The organism is Mycobacterium sp. 3519A (assembly GCF_900240945.1).
Classification (GTDB): domain Bacteria; phylum Actinomycetota; class Actinomycetes; order Mycobacteriales; family Mycobacteriaceae; genus Mycobacterium.
The window spans coordinates 540,333-558,295 of the sequence record NZ_OESG01000012.1 but is presented as its reverse complement, the minus strand read 5'-3'; the positions used below and the strand labels follow the sequence as shown (position 1 = coordinate 558,295).

General features: G+C 66.9%; 15 protein-coding genes. 11 read left to right on the top strand and 4 right to left on the bottom strand.

Annotated features, from left to right (window positions below; genetic code table 11):
* Positions 1-10 precede the first annotated feature (10 nt).
* Positions 11-1,387 carry an L-serine ammonia-lyase gene (locus C1A30_RS04940; RefSeq protein WP_101947116.1) on the top strand — a complete coding sequence of 459 codons (1,377 nt, stop codon included), beginning with the start codon at positions 11-13 and terminating at the stop codon, positions 1,385-1,387.
* On the opposite strand, the gene C1A30_RS04935 is transcribed toward C1A30_RS04940, so the two are convergent.
* Genes C1A30_RS04935 through C1A30_RS04925 form a run of 3 tightly spaced genes read right to left on the bottom strand, consistent with a single transcriptional unit; the run spans position 1,372 to position 4,102 of the window.
* On the bottom strand, positions 1,372-2,244 hold the full coding sequence (locus tag C1A30_RS04935; protein WP_101947115.1) for an alpha/beta fold hydrolase: 873 nt from the start codon (positions 2,242-2,244) through the stop codon (positions 1,372-1,374). The genes C1A30_RS04940 and C1A30_RS04935 overlap by 16 nt on opposite strands.
* A gap of 20 nt (positions 2,245-2,264) precedes the next feature.
* On the bottom strand, positions 2,265-3,833 hold the full coding sequence (locus tag C1A30_RS04930; protein ID WP_101947114.1) for an alpha/beta hydrolase: 1,569 nt from the start codon (positions 3,831-3,833) through the stop codon (positions 2,265-2,267).
* A complete protein-coding gene (locus C1A30_RS04925; protein ID WP_101947113.1) occupies positions 3,830-4,102 on the bottom strand; it encodes a hypothetical protein in 273 nt (90 codons plus the stop codon). The genes C1A30_RS04930 and C1A30_RS04925 overlap by 4 nt, the downstream gene beginning before the upstream one ends.
* 226 nt (positions 4,103-4,328) lie before the next feature.
* Between C1A30_RS04925 and pafA the strand changes: the two genes are divergently transcribed.
* From pafA to C1A30_RS04875, 10 genes are all read left to right on the top strand, one after another.
* Complete coding sequence (gene pafA, locus C1A30_RS04920; protein WP_101947112.1) at positions 4,329-5,687, top strand: Pup--protein ligase; 1,359 nt, start codon at positions 4,329-4,331, stop codon at positions 5,685-5,687.
* 343 nt (positions 5,688-6,030) lie between these two features.
* Positions 6,031-6,852, top strand: coding sequence for a hypothetical protein (locus C1A30_RS04915; RefSeq protein WP_235009652.1), 822 nt, complete (start codon positions 6,031-6,033; stop codon positions 6,850-6,852).
* Positions 6,853-7,089: 237 nt separating this feature from the next.
* On the top strand, positions 7,090-8,025 hold the full coding sequence (locus C1A30_RS04910; protein ID WP_235009651.1) for a hypothetical protein: 936 nt from the start codon (positions 7,090-7,092) through the stop codon (positions 8,023-8,025).
* 1,258 nt (positions 8,026-9,283) lie between these two features.
* Positions 9,284-10,129, top strand: coding sequence for a secretion protein EccK (locus C1A30_RS35335; protein ID WP_142392549.1), 846 nt, complete (start codon positions 9,284-9,286; stop codon positions 10,127-10,129).
* A 56-nt stretch (positions 10,130-10,185) separates the two neighbouring features.
* A complete protein-coding gene (locus C1A30_RS04900) occupies positions 10,186-11,154 on the top strand; it encodes a helix-turn-helix transcriptional regulator (protein WP_369974105.1) in 969 nt (322 codons plus the stop codon).
* Positions 11,151-12,125, top strand: coding sequence for a YafY family protein (locus tag C1A30_RS04895; protein WP_101947108.1), 975 nt, complete (start codon positions 11,151-11,153; stop codon positions 12,123-12,125). The genes C1A30_RS04900 and C1A30_RS04895 overlap by 4 nt, the downstream gene beginning before the upstream one ends.
* A gap of 30 nt (positions 12,126-12,155) precedes the next feature.
* Positions 12,156-12,443: a Sec-independent protein translocase subunit TatA gene (gene tatA / locus C1A30_RS04890; RefSeq protein WP_101947107.1), complete on the top strand. Its 288-nt coding sequence runs from the start codon at positions 12,156-12,158 to the stop codon at positions 12,441-12,443.
* Positions 12,444-12,490: 47 nt separating this feature from the next.
* The gene (gene tatC / locus C1A30_RS04885) at positions 12,491-13,441 is read left to right on the top strand and encodes a twin-arginine translocase subunit TatC (RefSeq protein ID WP_101947106.1); all 951 of its coding nucleotides are present in this window, start codon (positions 12,491-12,493) and stop codon (positions 13,439-13,441) included.
* Complete coding sequence (locus tag C1A30_RS04880; RefSeq protein ID WP_101947105.1) at positions 13,425-16,169, top strand: RNA helicase; 2,745 nt, start codon at positions 13,425-13,427, stop codon at positions 16,167-16,169. The genes tatC and C1A30_RS04880 overlap by 17 nt, the downstream gene beginning before the upstream one ends.
* A 39-nt stretch (positions 16,170-16,208) precedes the next feature.
* On the top strand, positions 16,209-17,009 hold the full coding sequence (locus tag C1A30_RS04875; protein ID WP_101947104.1) for a DUF4333 domain-containing protein: 801 nt from the start codon (positions 16,209-16,211) through the stop codon (positions 17,007-17,009).
* A gap of 3 nt (positions 17,010-17,012) precedes the next feature.
* On the opposite strand, the gene C1A30_RS04870 is transcribed toward C1A30_RS04875, so the two are convergent.
* Positions 17,013-17,963 (bottom strand): 5'-3' exonuclease, encoded by a 951-nt coding sequence (locus C1A30_RS04870; protein WP_101947644.1) that lies wholly within the window; start codon positions 17,961-17,963, stop codon positions 17,013-17,015.

Here is a 17,963-nt window from a genome sequence, read left to right as displayed (position 1 = left end):
GGATGTTTCAGTGACGATCAGCGTCTTCGAGTTGTTCAAGGTGGGCATCGGTCCGTCGAGTTCGCACACCGTCGGGCCGATGCGGGCGGCCGCGAACTTCGTCGCCGACCTCAAGGCTGCTGGAACCTTGCCGCGGGTGGCCGACGTCCGTGTCGAGTTGTACGGATCGCTGGCGGCGACCGGCCGGGGCCACGGCACATTGCCTGCGGTGCTGCTCGGCCTCGAGGGGTATCGGCCGGAAACCGTCGAGACCGAGGAGATGGAGGCCGGCCGGGAGCGGCTGCGCAATACCGGCAAGATCATGCTGGGCGGGCGGACCCCGATTGCGTTGTCCGAGGACGACATCGCGCTCTACACCAGGACGGTGCTGGACTTCCATCCGAACGGTATGACGGTGACGGCGTACGCGGCCGACGACAGCACGCTGCATCGCCGGACCTACTTCTCCGTCGGTGGGGGATTCGTCGTCGCCGAAGGTGAGGTGCTCGCAGATGCCGACGTCGAATCCGGGGATACGTCGTTCTCGTCGGCGGCCGAACTGCTCGCGATGGCATCGGGCCGGTCGATCAGCGAGGTGATGCTCGCTCACGAACGCCGCACGCGCAGTGCCGAGGAGGTGCGCGCGGGGCTGCTGCATCTGCGCGACGTGATGGTGGAATGCGAGCAACGCGGGATCGCGCGCACCGGACTGCTGCCCGGTGCGCTGCAGGTGCGCCGGCGGGCGGGTCAGTGGTACGAGCGTCTCAGTCAGGAAGACCCGCACCGTGATCCGCGCTTCGCCGAGGACTGGGTCAACCTGGTGGCGTTGGCCGTCAACGAGGAGAACGCATCCGGCGGACGGATCGTGACGGCACCGACGAACGGCGCGGCGGGCATCATCCCAGCGGTGCTGCACTATGCGGTGCATTACACCGAGGCGGGCGTGGCTGACCCCGACGACGTCGCGGTGCGGTTCTTGCTTGCCGCGGGCGCCATCGGGTCGCTGTACAAGGAGCGGGCGTCCATCTCCGGTGCGGAGGTCGGCTGTCAGGGCGAGGTGGGTTCCGCGTCGTCGATGGCGGCCGCCGGGCTGGCTGAAATCCTCGGTGGCACACCGGAACAGGTGGAGAACGCCGCCGAGATCGCGATGGAGCACAGCCTGGGCCTGACGTGCGATCCGATTGCGGGGCTGGTGCAGATCCCCTGTATCGAACGCAATGCGATCTCGGCGGGCAAGGCGATCAACGCGGCGCGGATGGCGTTGCGCGGCGACGGTGAGCATCGGGTCAGCCTCGACGAGGTGATCGAGACCATGCGTGCCACCGGCCGCGACATGAGCTCGAAGTACAAGGAGACGTCGACCGGCGGGCTCGCGGTCAACGTGTCGGTGAACTACGTCGGCTGCTGAACGAGGATCAACTCGGCGAACTGCTCGGGGCATTCGAGCGGGGTGAAATGCCCGGCGCCGTCGGCGATGTGAAGGCGGACGTTGGTGAAGTAGTGCTCGAGTTGGTCCGCCCACTCCGGCGGGAACAGCGGATCATGTTGCGGCCACAGCACATCGGTTTGGACGTGGATCTTGATGGCGGCGTCGGGTCGCAGCTCGACCAGTGACTGGGCGACGGTTCCTGCACCTGCGCGGTACCAGGCGATCGACGCGGTGAACGCGCCCGGCAGAGCGTAGTCGGCGACCAACCGGTCCAGATCGTCTTCGGACAGCGAAAAATTCGGCCCAGACCAATGAGTCCAGAAGTGCCGCAAGTACTCTCGGACGGCGTCGGGATTGCCGTCGATCAGTTCTGCGGCGAGCGGGAGTTGGTGGAATGCCTGATACCAGAATTCGCCCTGCGCGTGGGCGGTGAGTACCCGTTCGCCCGCGCCGGGCAGCGGGGGAGACAGCACGAGAGCCGACACCAGGTCCGGATGCATTCTGGCGATGCTCTGGGCGACGCGGCTGCCGACGTCATAGCCGGCGATGACCACGTTCGACAGATCGAGTTCCTTGATCAATCCGATGACGCTGCTGGCTTGGGCGGTGGCGCTGTAGAAATGTCGGACCGCGACTTCGTGTTTGTCGGAGCCCCCGAAGCCGCGTAGGTCGGGAACGATGACGTCGGCGATATCGCCGAGGATCGGGATGACCTTGCGGTAGTCATGCCGGTTGCCCGGCCACCCGTGCAGCAGCACCACGGGAGGCGAGCCCGGTGTGCCGAAGCGGTCGAAGGCCAATCGGAACCCGTCGACGGGCGAGCTGCGCGACCACATTGGCCCATTCTGGCCATATGTCAGCCGGATTGGTGCAGGGTTTCCGAATCGCCGGTGATGACGGCGAGGATGTTGCGCCAGGCGTCGGAGGGCCAGTTCAGCACGTCGCTGTGCGCCTGTGGGCCTGCCATCAGCCTGCCGTCGTCGTAATGTCCTGTCGTTAAACGGATTACACCGCGCATCTCGTCGGGGTCGGCGCCGTGTGGGCCGCCGGGGATGCCCTGTACGGCCTCGATGATGTCGCCGGGCGCGGTCATCGAGAATCTCAGCACGTCGGGGTTGCGGTTGTGCCAGTCGCCAGGGTCGTCGACACCGACGCCTGCGCCTGCGGCCGCGACGTAGAGCACCCGGTCGCCCGTCATGCCCAGCGCTTCGGCGGTGCCGACGATCGACCCGCCGTAGGAGTGCCCGATGTAGGTGACCGGGATGGACCGCCCGGTCGCGTCGACGGTGCGGTCGACGTCTTCGCTGAACGCGACGAGCCGCGGCGCCATGTTGAGTGCGTACCGCGGGTCGGCGGCCGCGATAGGGCCGGTCACCGGATTGCCGCGGGGGAAGGGGCCGCCCAGATAGGTGATGGCGGCGACGTCGCCGCGCGTTGCCGAGACGAAGCGTCGCGCGGTGCGGGTGTTGGCCGCCGATGCCTCGACCGTGGTGTTCAGGCCGGGCACCAACACGGCGACGCTCTTGGCGGTCGATAGGTCCCCGTTGAGTTCGACCAGCGATGCGCGTGCCGGGTCGAAGGCGAGGATCTGGCGGTCGATGCGGCGACCGGTTCCGGCCGGGTCGTCGATCTCGCCGAGCAGGCTGCGGTAGAGCGGCTGCTGCGGGGAGGGACCGTCGAAGCCGTCGACGATGGCCTGGGCGATGTTGGTCCGGTTGGCGGCGACACGCATCGGCCAGGGGACGCCGTCGGTGTTGCCGACCTGGCGCGGGAACTCGGCGATCAACTGCTGTCGCTGGGCGGGCGTCATGGCGGCGATCTGCGCGCCGATCCGGTCCTGGCTCATCGCGGGCCAACCGGCGACCAGGTCGGGGGACTTCACCGGCGACGCGGTGGCGGGTGCGAACGCCTCGTCGATATCGGCGGCGGCGTCCCTATCGGCAGCGGCCAGTCGATCCAACGCGTCGGTGATCTGCTGCGTCAGCGCGTCGGCGCGCGCGTCGAGCAATTCGTGTGCGACGGCGGGGTCGCCGCCGGAGAGCGCGACGAGGAGTGGTGGGGGGCCGGCGCGGATCGACACGGTTCCGTCGTCGGCGACGTCGAATCCGCTGGACTGCGCGTCGGCGACCAGCGACTGCAGCGCGGCCTGCCCGGCCGCGATCTGGTCGGCGCCGTCGCGCGCGGCGACCGCGGCGAGGACGAGGCAGCGGACCGCGGCGTCGGCGGCGGTGGTGATGGCGCTCGCATGGTTGCGTGCGGCGTCGGCGGCGGCGCCCGTCCAGGTGTCGTGGCCGCGACGGATGTCACTGATGGCGGTGTCGACGGTTTCCGTCACCCAGCGGGCGGCCTGGTCCCAGCCGTCGGCGAGTCGGCGAAGCGAATCCGGCTGCCAGGCATGGGCTTGCGAGACGGTCGGCCGGGTCACTGCAGGCGTTCGCCGTTGCTGCGGTCGGCGCGCTCGAACGCGTCGGCCGACATGTGGGCCGCGACCGCCCACCCGCGCATGTTCGCGACGACGTCGGTGAGCCGGGCGGCCACCAGAACGGGCGCGGCGATGTTGCCGACGGCCGAGCCTTGCAGATCGTCGGGATTCAGTGTTGGCCAACGCATTTGAGCGATCTTCTCGGCGGACTCCATGACCCGGTTGGCGACGGCCCGCAGCCGAGTCAGATCGACTTCGACGATTTCCCCCATGCCTCATGCTGGCAGATTTCGCCGCGGCGGCGGTGGCGTTATCCACAGGGCTGGTGTCACCCGCCGAGCAGACGCAAAGTGCGCCATTTCGTCGGCGTGTCGGCGCATTCTGCGTCTGCTCGCGGCGGCGTCGGCTTGGGTTGACGGACGCTCTCGTCAGTGTCAACTGGAACCTTCGGCGCGGCTTGCCCGCCGAGGTCGGCCAGCAGCAAGTAGTCTCGATGAGGTGCAGCGACGAATCATGGGCATCGAGACAGAGTTCGGTGTCACCTGCACGTTCCACGGCCATCGTCGGCTAAGTCCCGACGAGGTTGCCCGCTACCTATTCCGGCGGGTCGTGTCGTGGGGCCGCAGTTCGAACGTGTTCTTACGCAACGGTGCGCGGTTGTATCTCGATGTGGGCAGCCACCCCGAGTACGCCACCGCCGAATGCGACAACCTCACCCAGTTGGTCACCCACGACCGCGCCGGAGAGCGCGTGCTCGAGGACCTGTTGATCGACGCGGAGCAGCGGCTGGCCGATGAAGGCATCGGCGGCGACATTTACCTGTTCAAGAACAACACCGACTCGGCGGGCAACTCGTACGGGTGCCACGAGAACTATCTGATCGTGCGGGCGGGGGAGTTCTCCCGGATCTCCGACGTGCTACTGCCGTTCCTGGTGACCCGGCAGCTGATCTGCGGTGCGGGCAAGGTGCTGCAGACGCCGAAGGCGGCGACGTTCTGCCTGTCGCAGCGCGCCGAGCACATCTGGGAAGGTGTTTCGTCGGCGACCACGCGGTCGCGGCCGATCATCAACACCCGCGACGAGCCGCATGCCGACGCCGAGAAGTACCGGCGGCTGCATGTCATCGTGGGCGACTCCAACATGTGCGAGTCGACAACGATGCTGAAGGTCGGCACGGCGTCGCTGGTGCTGGAGATGATCGAGGCCGGGGTGCCGTTCCGCGACTTCTCGCTGGACAACCCGATCCGGGCGATTCGCGAGGTCAGCCACGACCTGACCGGCAGGCGGCCGGTGCGGCTGGCGGGCGGGCGGCAGGCCAGCGCGCTGGACATCCAGCGCGAGTACTACCAGCGCGCGGTGGAGTACCTGCAGACCCGGGAGCCGAACTCGCAGATCGAGCAGGTGGTCGACCTGTGGGGTCGGCAGCTCGACGCGGTGGAGAGTCAGGACTTCGCGAAGGTCGACACGGAGATCGACTGGGTGATCAAGCGCAAGCTGTTCCAGCGCTACCAGGACCGCTACAACATGGAGCTGTCCGACCCCAAGATCAGCCAGTTGGACCTGGCCTACCACGACATCAAGCGTGGCCGCGGGGTGTTCGACCTGCTGCAGCGCAAAGGCTTGGCGTCGCGGGTGACCACCGACGAGGAGATCGAGGCCGCGGTGAACACGCCGCCGCAGACGACGCGGGCCAAGCTGCGTGGCGAGTTCATCAGCGCCGCGCAGGAGGCGGGTCGCGACTTCACCGTGGACTGGGTGCACCTGAAGCTGAACGATCAGGCGCAGCGGACGGTGCTGTGCAAGGACCCGTTCCGGTCTGTCGATGAGCGGGTCAAGCGGCTGATCGCCTCGATGTAGACCGTCCCAGCGGGACAAATTGGCGCGGTGGGGAAGGTCGCGGCTCCGGTAGCATTTTTGCTGCATGACTGCTGGAGGGAATGTCGAATGCGCGCGCCGGAATCGCAACTGTTGCGAATTGGTGCTGTTCGGGTGTTTCTGAAGGTGGTTGAGTGACTTTCAGAAGGCTGCGCGACGCGAATGCCGAGCGCCCGATGAATCCTGGAGCGCGGTTGCTGAATGGGGTCGTAGCGACTTCTGAGGTCTTCACGTGTGCGGGTGTTGGCGGAGGCGAGCCGGTTTTGTTGAGTTTCGATCCGCGACCGGCAGCTATCAGACCTGACTTGGCAGGGGGACTGGTCTGATGCCAGGAGAGCTCAGGGTCGACACCACACCGCTGGCCACGGGTGGTCAAGGGCTACTGAATGCGGCCGGGGAGATTCCGGAGCCGCCGCAGCCTTTCGCGGCGACGGGTGCGGATGCGTTGTCGACCATTCTCAATGCGCGCACACAGGCGCTCGAGGCGCCATTGATCGCGGGCTTACCGGTGACGAAAGCGGATGCGCTGCGCACGGCGCAGAACATCATTCAGGCGGCCGCGAAATACGAAGGCGTCGACCAACACCTGGCGGATCAGGTGATGAAGGCGCTGGCTGAACTCGAGGGCGCGGAAGCTGCCGGCGCTGGCGGCGCGGGCGGAACTGGTGGCGGTGGTGCCGGCGCCACGGGTGCGGCAGGGATGGCGGGCGAGACTCCGGCTGCGGGTGCGACGGGTGCCGCGCAGCAGGCGGGTCAGCTTGGCCAGATGATGGGCATGCCGATGCAGATGGCGCAGCAGGCGGCGCAAATACCGATGCAGTTGGCGAGCATGGCGGCGTCGATACCGCAAGGGATCATGCAGGGCGTGCAGAGCGCGATGCAGCAAGCCGGCCAATTGGCCGAGGGCGCAGGGGAGAATACGGATCCGAATGAGCCGGGCGAAGGCTCGCCGGAGGAGGCCAAGCGCGCGGAGCCGGAGGGGAGGCCGGCAGAGCAGAAGGCGCCGTCCGATGGCGCCGCGGGCCCGGGTACGGCGGAACGGGCGCCCACCGAGCCGGAGCCTGCGCCGTCGCCGGAGGCTGCGCCGCAACCGCATAAGCCGGCGCCGACGCGGCCGGCGACGTCAGGGCCGGAAAGCGTTCTGTGACATGAGAATTCATGACGCGAAGGTGCGCCGATGAGTGTGCCCCCGCCGCCGAACCAGTGGGGTTCGCAACCGCCGACGGGAGGGCCGCCGCAGTGGGGACCGCCTCCGGGTCAGCCAGGTGGGGCCCCGCAGTGGGGCCCACAGCAACCGTGGGGGCCTCCGCCGGGACCGCCGCCGAGCCGAGGTGGCAAGGGTAAGTGGATCTTTGGCGGTATCGCGTTGCTTGCGGTCATCGCGGTGACGGTGGCCGTGACGGTGTTGGTGGTCGGCAAGAACTCCGGCGGTGGTGAATCGCCGACGCCGACTAATGGCAATGGCTCTGAGTTTGCGAGCGCGAATGACAAAGGGCCCGTTGGGATTATCACGGAGGATCCGACGTGTGACGCGTGGGGCCGTGTCTCGCAGGAATATTCGGCTGCAACGAAGGCGGCCAATTGGAGCAAGAGGGATTCGGCGATTCCCGCAAGTGCGTGGACAACCGACCAGCGTTCCATGTATGAGGATGTCGCGAATGCGATGACATCAGCCGGCGATCAGACAGTGAATCTGACTAAGCTCACGCCACATAGGGTTATGCGCGAACTCTATCAGCAATTTATTGCATACGGAAAGGGGTTCGCTAATTCGGTTCCTAATTACAGTCCACAGGACGATAACTTAGCCGTTGTGACTGATTCCTTAACGTCCGCACTGTCTGCAATTTGCTCGGCAATAAATTACCGTTCTGCGCCAACCGTAGCGCCACTGATCGCGAGCGCTGAGCCGCCCAGTACCCTTTCGCACTTGGACAAATCGGCAGAACCTAAGCGTTTTCTAACCTCTCCGAATGGCGTGTGCGCCGAGTGGGGCGTCGAGATGGATAGCTTCAGCAAGAGCACAGCCGAGTGGCGCGCTATAGATCCCTCTATTCCAGCCGCCAATTGGACGCCTGAACAGAGAGCGGTTAACGATGCGGTTGTGCCCGAATTAATGTCAGATGCCGACACGCTCGAGCAACTGGGTCGCCGGAGTCAGAATGCCATATTCGAAGATATTGCCGTTCTGTTGGCTCAATATCAACGCGGATTTGCGAAGGCTATTCCTACATACACATCTTCCGATAATTACCTTTCTAACGTCGCTACGTATCTTGCTCAGGCCGTGAATTGGGCATGCAAAGCTAGTGGTGGTTGAAAATGGGCAAAGCTAAACCGACAGGTCCACATGCCAGTGAGATGACGGGACCCGGCGCCTGGCCCGAAGTCGACGAGGATGCCTACTCTAAGCGCGCGCAGGAACTCGGGGGCGTTCTGTCGTCAGTGACAGCAGCCCTAGACTCGTGGCAGAGCCAGCAGGCTTCTATTTTCAACGGCCCACATGTCTGGTCGGGCGACGCCTCAAAGGCAGCGAGCGCAGCAGTCGACGGCGCCACTAAGACATTGCAGGCTCATCAGCAGCAGCTTCGGGATGCCATCGCCTGGTGCAATGATGCTGCCACGCATATCACTAGCGCTAAGGACACGGTCGCGTCGAATGTCGCAGTGGGCCAACATGAGATTCAATCGATCGAAAAGGCCGCCGCCAAGACAAACCAGAATCCTGACGGTGCTATTCGCTCAGTCATTCAACGTAAGTACGGTGAAAACGTCTCCACGATCGACGCTCTGGCAGTCGGCTTGGGCGGCAAGCCTTCGATACCTACCTCGCCAAGAAGGGATCCGGGTAAACCCGACCCGATGCAGCCAGGCCCAGAAGATGGCAAAGCGACAACTGACGCGCCATCCGACTTGACACGGCCCGACTGGATAGTGAAGCCAACAGATCCAGTTTCCGTTCAGACACTTCCTCCCCAGACGCCGCCAGGCGGGTCGAGACCTGCTTGGATAGAGAAGCCGTCGGATGCTGTTCCGGTTCAAGCGCCGCCGCAAGCGGCGGCGCCGCAGGCAGTTAGGCCCGACCCCGTTGTGAAGGGACAGGCTCCCGTCGTGCAGCCCGCTCCCGCGCAACCTCCGACAGTGGCATCCGCACCAACCGGTCCCGCTCCCGCAGCCCCAAGCCTCGGCGGCGGAAGTGGCGGAGGATCCTCTTCCGGCGCTCCCGGTATCAGCAGTCCAAGCTCGCCGTTGTCGACGACGTCCGGTGCAACGGGCGGTGCACCCGTCCACGCGGCCTCGGCCGGCCAGGGCGGCGCGCAAGCACCAGGCGTAGACACCGCCAAAGCCGGAGCCGGTCAACCCAACACCTTCCAGCCCCAAACCGCACCCGTAACTAATCCGCCCCCGCCGATGGCCGCCCAACCGTCCATCCCCACCCCGCCTCCCGGCCCAGCCCCGATTCCCGACGCGCCAATGGAGTTAGTGAATATGTCGACGCATATTCGATCGACAGACAGACCCACGTGATCTCCACGCGTAAGATCGTCGGCAGCATCAGAGGTGTATAAGAGACGCCCGTGGGAGCGCCTGCGCCAGTACCGGTTTCGGCCGCTCGCGCCGAACGCGACGCCATCGCCTCCGCCGCGACCGCCGGAGCATTGCGCCGCCAATCCGCCAGCGGCAACGACCCCCTTCAGGTCGCCCGCCGCATCGGCGCCGCCCTCAACGCCGAACCCAACATCGACTTCGGCTTCTTCTGGGTGACCGCTTTGACCCAGGACGGTCAGATCGTCGTCGCCAACAGCTACGGCATCGCCTACATCCCCGACGGCGTCAACCTGCCCGACCAAGTTCGCATGGCCAGCGCCGACGAAGCCATCCCGCTCGGCGAACGCGCGAAGTGGGCCACCTATCCGATCCTCGCCGTCCAGGGCTGGGCGCAACACCACAACCTGCGACTGCGTGCTGTCGTCGCGACCGAGGACCAGTTCAAGAACTTCGACCCCGGCGCCCCCAAGATCACCCTGCAATCCGACGACATCCCCGAAAGTGGAAAGATGCAGGGCCGCAACAGATTAGCGGTCATCGCACCTGAAGCCGCCGCTCGGCTGGCCGGCGTCAGCGCCGGCGGACTGTCCGAACTGCTGCCGCCCCCGCCGTCGGACACCAACCCGCCGCCGGATGAGACCAGCAAGCTGTGGTTCGAAGTGATGAAGCCGATGATGAGCACCAACCCCGAACGCGGGGTCGCGCATCTGGAAGCCTTCGTCAACTACGCCGACCACGCCCAGGAACAAGCCCTGTACCGCGCGCACACCGCCGCCGACGCCGCCGCTCAACGCGGCGCCATCGCCGACTGGGTCTACTGGCAGCACCTGAGCGTGCTCATCTCCGACGCGCTGGCAGGTGCCGCAGCGAAGTGACGGCGACAGGAAGCCCTAAGCTGTCACGAGTGGGTATTTCCAAAGTCGAGCGGTTGATGAACCTCGTCATCGCGCTGCTCTCCACCCGCACCTACATCACCGCCGATCGGATCCGCGAAACCGTCTCCGGATACGCCGACAGCGCCAGCGACGAAGCCTTCTCCCGGATGTTCGAGCGCGACAAGAACGAACTGCGCGACCTCGGCATCCCGCTCGAAACCGGACGGGTGTCGCAGTTCGACCCCACCGAGGGCTACCGCATCAACCGCGACGCCTACGCGTTGCCCGCCGTCGAACTGACCGCCGACGAGGCCGCCGCCGTCGCCGTAGCCACCCAACTCTGGGAATCGCCCGAGTTGATCACCGCCACCCAGGGCGCACTGCTCAAGTTGCGCGCCGCAGGCGTCGACGTCGACGCCACCGACTCCGCCATCGCGATCTCCTCCACCGGCATGCTGCCCGGACTGCGCGGCTCCGAAGACGTGTTGGGAATCCTGTTGTCCGCCATCGACTCTGGCCAAGCCGTCCAATTCCCGCACCGGCCATCGCGCAGCGACCCCTACACCGTTCGCACCGTCGAACCGTGGGGCGTCGTCACCGACAAGGGGCGCTGGTATCTGGTCGGTCACGACCGCGACCGCAACGCCACCCGCACCTTCCGGCTGTCCCGCATCGGCGCCGACGTCACCCCGATCGGCCCGACCGGCGCGGTGCGACCGCCCGAAGGCGTCAACCTGCGCGAGATCGTCGACCGCGCTGTCGGAGAGTGGCCGAGCACCGGTGAAGCCCGGGTGTGGGTCGCCGACGGCCGCGCCACCGCCCTGCGCCGTCACGCATCCGTCGTCGGACCGCGCACCCTCGGTGGCCGCGCAGGTGAGGAGATCACCGTCGAAATCGGCATGATGGACCGCCTCGCCCGCGAAATCGCCAGCTACGGCCCCGATGCCGTCGTCCTCGAACCGCAGGCCCTGCGCGACGACGTCCTCGCGCGCCTGCGCGCCCAAGCGGGCGAGGTGCCCGCATGACCGCCGTGTCCACCCGGCTGGTCCGGCTGCTCAACATGGTGCCGTACTTCCAGGCCAATCCGAAGATCACCTACGCCGAGGCCGCCACCGACCTCGGTGTCAGCGTCAAACAACTGCGCGACGACCTCAACCAGCTGTGGATGTGCGGGCTGCCCGGCTACGGCCCCGGTGACCTCATTGACTTCGAATTCTCCGGCGACACAATCGAAGTCACGTTCACCGCCGGTATCGACCACCCGCTGCGGCTGACGTCGCCGGAGGCCACCGGCATCCTGGTCGCGCTGCGGGCGCTGCTCGACGTGCCAGGCATGGTCGACCCCGAGGCCGCGCGCAGCGCGATCGCCAAGATCGAATCCGCCGCGGGCACAGTCGGTCAGGGTGCCGAAGCCGCCGTCGACGCGCCCGCGCCTGCCGAAAGCGAGGCCGCCGCCGCGGTCCGTGCCGCCGTGCGCAACGGCCGCGCCCTGTCCATCGAGTACTACTCGGCCTCCCACGATGTCCTCACCAGTCGCGTCGTCGACCCGATCCGCGTCGTACTGGTCGCCGACCACAGCTATCTGGAGGCCTGGTGCCGCTCGGCCGAGGGCGTGCGGCTGTTCCGCTTCGACCGCATCGTCGACGCGCACGTGCTCGACGAGCCGTCCGCCCCGCCGCCGCCCGCGGTGCAGGCCGGGCCGGACACCTCGCTGTTCGACGCCGACCCGTCGCTGCCGTCGGCCACCCTGCTGATCGACCGGTCCGCGTCGTGGATGTTCGACTACTACCCGCTGCGGGACATCCGGGAGCTGGCCGACGGCGCCTGCGAGGCCGCCATGACCTACGCCTCCGAGGAGTGGATGGCACGGTTCGTGCTGGGCTTCGGCTCCGCGGTCCGCGTCCTGGAGCCCGAATCGCTGGCTCAGCGGGTCCGCGACTCGGCGACCGCCGCGCTGCACGCCTACGAGGTCGGTGCGGACAGCACCGGCAGGTAGACTCGGTCCAGACGTCTGGAGGTAACAAAAATGGGCGGTTTACAGCCCTGGCACTGGGTAATCGTCATCGCCGTATTCGTGCTGCTCTTCGGCGCCAAGAAGCTGCCGGACGCAGCGCGTTCGCTCGGCAAGTCGATGCGGATCTTCAAATCCGAGATCAAAGAGATGCAGTCGGACTCCAAGCCGGATGCCTCAACGCCGGCGCCCAATGTCGCCGGCCAAGCGGCTCCGGCCCCGACGCCCATCTCCTCGGAGCGCGTCGACACGCCACCGCCGGCCCCGCAGGCCGAGCAGCGGTCGGACCAACGCCCGGCCTGACCGTCGCCCACCCCAATGGCCGCTTCGTGACGCGGCGTAGATAGCCCGTGCAAACCCCCGGAATCTTCAAGAAACTCGATCCGCGTCGACGTCGGTCGCGCGTGAATCCCGACGGCACTATGTCGTTGGTCGAGCACCTCACCGAACTGCGGACCCGCCTGCTGATCGCGGTGGCCGCCGTCCTGCTGACGACGATCGTCGGGTTCTTCTGGTACAGCCACACTTTCTTCGGGTTCCACAGCCTCGGCGAATGGCTGCGCGGGCCGTACTGTTCACTGCCGCCGTCCGCGCGCGCCGCCATCGCACCCGACGGCGAATGCCGCCTGTTGGCCACGGCGCCGTTCGACCAGTTCATGCTGCGGCTGAAGGTGGCGTTGACCGCGGGCGTCATCCTGGCCTGCCCGGTCTGGCTGTATCAGCTGTGGGCATTCATCACGCCCGGTCTGTACAAAAAGGAACGCCGGTTCGCCAGCGCGTTCGTCGCCGTCGGGGCGGTGCTGTTCGTCACCGGCGCCGTGCTCGCCTACGTCGTGCTGTCGAAGGCGTTGCACTTCCTGTTGACCGTCGGCAGCGACGTCCAGGTCACCGCGCTGAACGGTGAGCAGTACTTCGGTTTTCTGATCAACCTGCTGCTGGTATTCGGCATCAGCTTCGAATTCCCGCTGCTGATCATCATGCTCAACCTCGTCGGCATCCTGACCTACGACCGGCTGAAGGCGTGGCGACGCGGACTGATCTTCGGCCTCTTCATTTTCGCCGCGTTCGCGACGCCCGGGTCCGACCCGTTCTCGATGCTGGCGTTGGCGCTGGCGCTGTCTCTGCTGCTGGAGGTGTCCATCCAGCTGGCCCGCATCCACGACCGGCGCAAGGCCCGCCGCGCGGCGGCCGCGGACGTCCCCGACGAACTCGCTGCGCCGATCGGCAGTGTCGAACCGATCGAGGCGCCCAGCGCCGTGCCCGCTCCGTCCCGGGTCGTGATCGATGACGACGCCACCTAGCGACCAACTCGCCAGTTTCTCCGCGCAGTTGCCGTTCGCGCTGGACGACTTTCAGCAGCGCTCCTGCCGAGCGCTGGAGAACGGCCACGGTGTGCTGGTGTGCGCACCCACTGGTGCGGGTAAGACCGTCGTCGGCGAGTTCGCCGTGCACCTGGCGTTGGCCGCCGGCCGAAAGTGCTTCTACACCACGCCGATCAAGGCGTTGAGCAACCAGAAGCACAACGATCTGGTGGCCAGATACGGTCCGGAGCGGATCGGCCTGCTCACCGGCGACCAGTCGATCAACGGCGACGCCGACGTCGTCGTGATGACCACCGAAGTGCTCCGCAATATGCTGTACGCGGATTCGCCTGCGCTGCGCGGTCTTTCACACGTGGTGATGGACGAGGTGCACTTCCTGGCCGACCGCATGCGCGGCGCGGTGTGGGAGGAAGTGATCCTGCACCTGCCCGAGGAGGTGCGACTGGTCAGTCTGTCCGCGACGGTCAGCAACGCCGAGGAGTTCGGCGGCTGGATCCAGACCGTGCGTGGGGACACCACCGTCGTCGTCGACGAACACCGCCCGGTCCCGTTGTGGCAGCACGTCCTGGTCGGCAAGCGACTGTTCGACCTATTCGACTACCGCCACTCGAAGGCCGCCAAGTCCGGTCGCGAACTGCTGGTCGACCCGGAACTGCTGCGCCACATCGCGAATCGGCGGGAAGCGGACCGACTGGCCGACTGGCAGCCCCGCGGCCGTGGCCGCTCCCGGCCCAGCATCTACCGGCCACCGGGCAGACCCGACGTGATCAGCGCGCTCGACCGCGAAGGCCTTTTGCCTGCAATCACTTTCGTGTTCTCCCGGGCCGGTTGCGATGCCGCCGTCAAGCAATGCCTGCGCTCGCCGCTGCGGCTCACCTCCGACGAGGAGCGAGCCCGCATCGCCGAGATCATCGACCGGCGCACCGCCGACCTCAACGACGCTGACCTCGTCGTCCTCGACTATCACGAATGGCGCGAGGGACTGTTGCGCGGGCTCGCCGCCCACCACGCGGGAATGCTGCCGACCTTCCGCCACACCGTCGAGGAACTGTTCACCGCGGGCTTGGTGAAGGCCGTCTTCGCCACGGAGACACTGGCTTTGGGTATCAACATGCCGGCCCGCACGGTGGTGCTCGAACGGCTGGTCAAGTTCAACGGTGAGCAGCACATGCCGTTGACGCCGGGGGAATACACCCAGTTGACGGGCCGGGCGGGACGACGCGGCATCGACGTCGAAGGGCACGCGGTGGTGTTGTGGCATCCCGACGTCGACCCGGCCGAGGTCGCGGGCCTGGCGTCGACGCGTACCTTCCCGCTGCGCAGTTCGTTCGCGCCGACCTACAACATGACCATCAATCTGGTGAACCAGATGGGGCCCACGCAGGCGCACAAACTGCTGGAAAGCTCCTTCGCGCAGTACCAGGCCGACCGCTCGGTGGTCGGGTTGGTGCGTGCCGTCGAGCGCGGTGAACGGTTACTGGATGAAATAGCAGGCGAAGTAGGCGGCCGTGACGCGCCGATCTTGGAGTATGTGCGGCTGCGACAGCAGATCTCGGAACGCGAACGGGCGCAGTCCCGGGCGTCGCGTGTGCAACGGCGCCGGGCCGCCAACGATGCGCTGGCCGCACTGCGCCGCGGGGACATCATCACCATCACCCACGGCCGCCGCGGCGGCCTGGCGGTCGTACTGGAAGCCGACCGCGACAGCGACGATCCGCGTCCACTGGTGCTCACCGAACACCGTTGGGCCGGGCGCATTTCGTCGGCCGACTACTCGGGTGCCTCGGAACCGCTGGGCTCGATGCCGCTGCCCAAACGGGTCGAACACCGCAACCCGCGGATGCGCCGCGACCTCGCGTCGGCGCTGCGTTCGGCGTCGACGGGACTCGACGTGCCCTCGGGCAACCGCCACCGCGCCGGACCGCCGAAGGAACGCGACGTCGACCCCGAACTCGCGGGGCTCCGTGAACAGATGCGCCGTCATCCCGCCCACCACCTACCCGAACGGGAAGCCAAGGCCCGGTTGGCCGAACGCTACTTGAGGATTGAACGCGACAACGAACAGCTGCGGCAGAAGATCGCGGCCGCCACGAATTCGCTGGCCCGCACCTTCGACCGCATTGTGGTGCTGCTGACCGAGCGCGGGTTCATCGACAGCAAAGGCGCCGACCCCAAGGTGACCGACGACGGCCGGTTGTTGGCCAGGATCTACAGCGAGAGCGACCTATTGGTGGCCGAATGCCTGCGCAGCGGCACCTGGGATGGGCTGGAGCCCGCCGAACTCGCGGCCGTGGTGTCATCGGTGCTCTTCGAATCGCGCGGCGACGCGCCGGGCGCCCCCGACGGAATTCAAGTGCCGACCGGCAAGGTGCGCCGCGCGCTGAACCAGACCCGTCGGCTGTGGAGCGAGTTGCGCGCCGACGAGCAGCGGCACCGGATCGCTCAAAGCCGTGAGCCCGAAGAGGGTTTCGTCACCGCGATCTACCGGTGGGCCACCACCGGCGACCTGACCACCGCGCTCGCCGCCTCCGATGCCTCAGGCACCGGGACACCGTTGTCGGCGGGCGATTTCGTGCGGTGGTGCCGTCAGGTGCTCGACCTGCTCGACCAGGTCCGCAACGCCGCACCGACACCGGCGCTGCGAACGACCGCGAAACGCGCTATCAACGACATTCGACGCGGCGTCGTGGCTGTTGATGCCGGGTAGTGTGTTCGCCAGCAGTGCGACCCATGAGCAAGGAGAGACATGAGCGGACCGCAAGGATCTGATCCGACGCAGCCGTGGCCCGGTCAGCAACCGGAGTCCGGGCAGGATCAGACGTCAAGCGACCCGTCGGGGAATCAGCCGTGGCAGCCGCCGACTCCAGGGGCCGAACAACCGACCACCGCGGTGCCGTCCTGGCAGCCTCCGCCGGCTTACGATCCGCAACAGCAGCAGTATCCGCAGTACCAGCAGCCGGGCGCGCCGGCCTATCAGCCGCCGCAGCAGTACCCGTCGGGTGAGCAGTACGCCCAGCCAGGGGCGTACCCGCCGCCGACCTACCCGGGTCAGTACGGTCAGCCCGGCCAATACGCCCCCCAACCGGGTCAGCCGTACGCCCCCCAGCCCGGCCAGCCCTACGGGCAGCAGCCCGACCAATATGGCCAACAGCCCGGTCAGTACGGGCAGTTCCCGCAGTACAGCGCGCCGGGTGCGGAAGAAAGCTCCAAGCGCTCGATGCGCGTCATCCTCGGCGTCGTCGGGGCGCTTGTCCTCGTGGTGATCGCGGCGGTGGCGGTGCTGGGATTCGTCACGCCGGGCTGGTTCTGGACCAACAAGCTGGACATCAACGCCGCGCAGACCGGGGTGCAGCAAATCCTGACCGACGAGGCCAACGGCTACGGCGCGAAGAACGTCAAGGACGTCAAGTGCAACGACGGCCAGAACCCCACGGTGAAGAAGGGTGAGACCTTCAACTGCGAGGTCAGCATCGACGGCACCAAGCGGCAGGTCACCGTGACGTTCCAGGACGACAAGGGCACCTACGAGGTGGGCAGGCCCAAGTAGCGGCTATCCCGGCAGCGCGTCGAGCGCCTTCTGGAGGCGACCGATCGACGACGTCACTCCGTACTGTTCGGCGAGTTCGACGACCTTGCGCGGATGCTCGGCCGCCAGCGGCAGCTTGTCGGACTTCGTGGAGAAGTTGACGTCGGCGTCGGCGGCCACCCGCACGACAGGCCCCGCCGCCTCGATGTAGTCGGTGGCGGCCAGCAACTTGTTCCGGTACGCCTTGGACATCTTCGACTTCGGGTCCTGCGCCGCAGCCAGGATCGCTTCCAGCGAGCCGTGCTGCGCCAACAGCGTCGCCGCGGTCTTTTCTCCGATGCCGGGCACGCCGGGCAGGCCGTCCGACGGATCCCCGCGCAGCAACGCCAGTTCGGCGTATGCGGGTCCGGCACGGTCGACCGGCACACCGTAGGTTTCGGCGACTTCCGTGGGCCCGAACTTGGTGGCCTTCGCCAGTCCGCGGCCCAGGTAGAGGACCCGGACCGCGACCGGGTCGTCGCACACCAGTTGCATCAGGTCGCGGTCACCGCTGACCACCACGACCGGGTCGCGGCGCTCGCGGTAGGCCAGCGTGCCGAGGACGTCGTCGGCTTCGCACTGTGGGGCGCCCGCGGTCGGAATGCCGAAGGCGTCCAGGATCTCCATGATCATGTCCACCTGCGGGGTCAACTCGTCGGGGACCTCTTCGACGTCGGGTTGTCCGTCCGGGTTCTCCTCGAGCACACGATGCGCCTTGTACGACGGGATCAGGTCGACGCGCCACTGCGGACGCCAGTCGTCGTCGCGGCACACCACCAGTCGCGTCGGTTGCTCCCGGGTGATCAGCGTCGCGACCGCGTCGAGAAAACCGCGTACCGCGTTGACGGGCCGTCCGTCGGGCGCCTTGATCGATGAGGGCACACCGAAATACGAGCGGAACCACATGCTGGCGCCGTCGAGCAGCAACAAGGACAT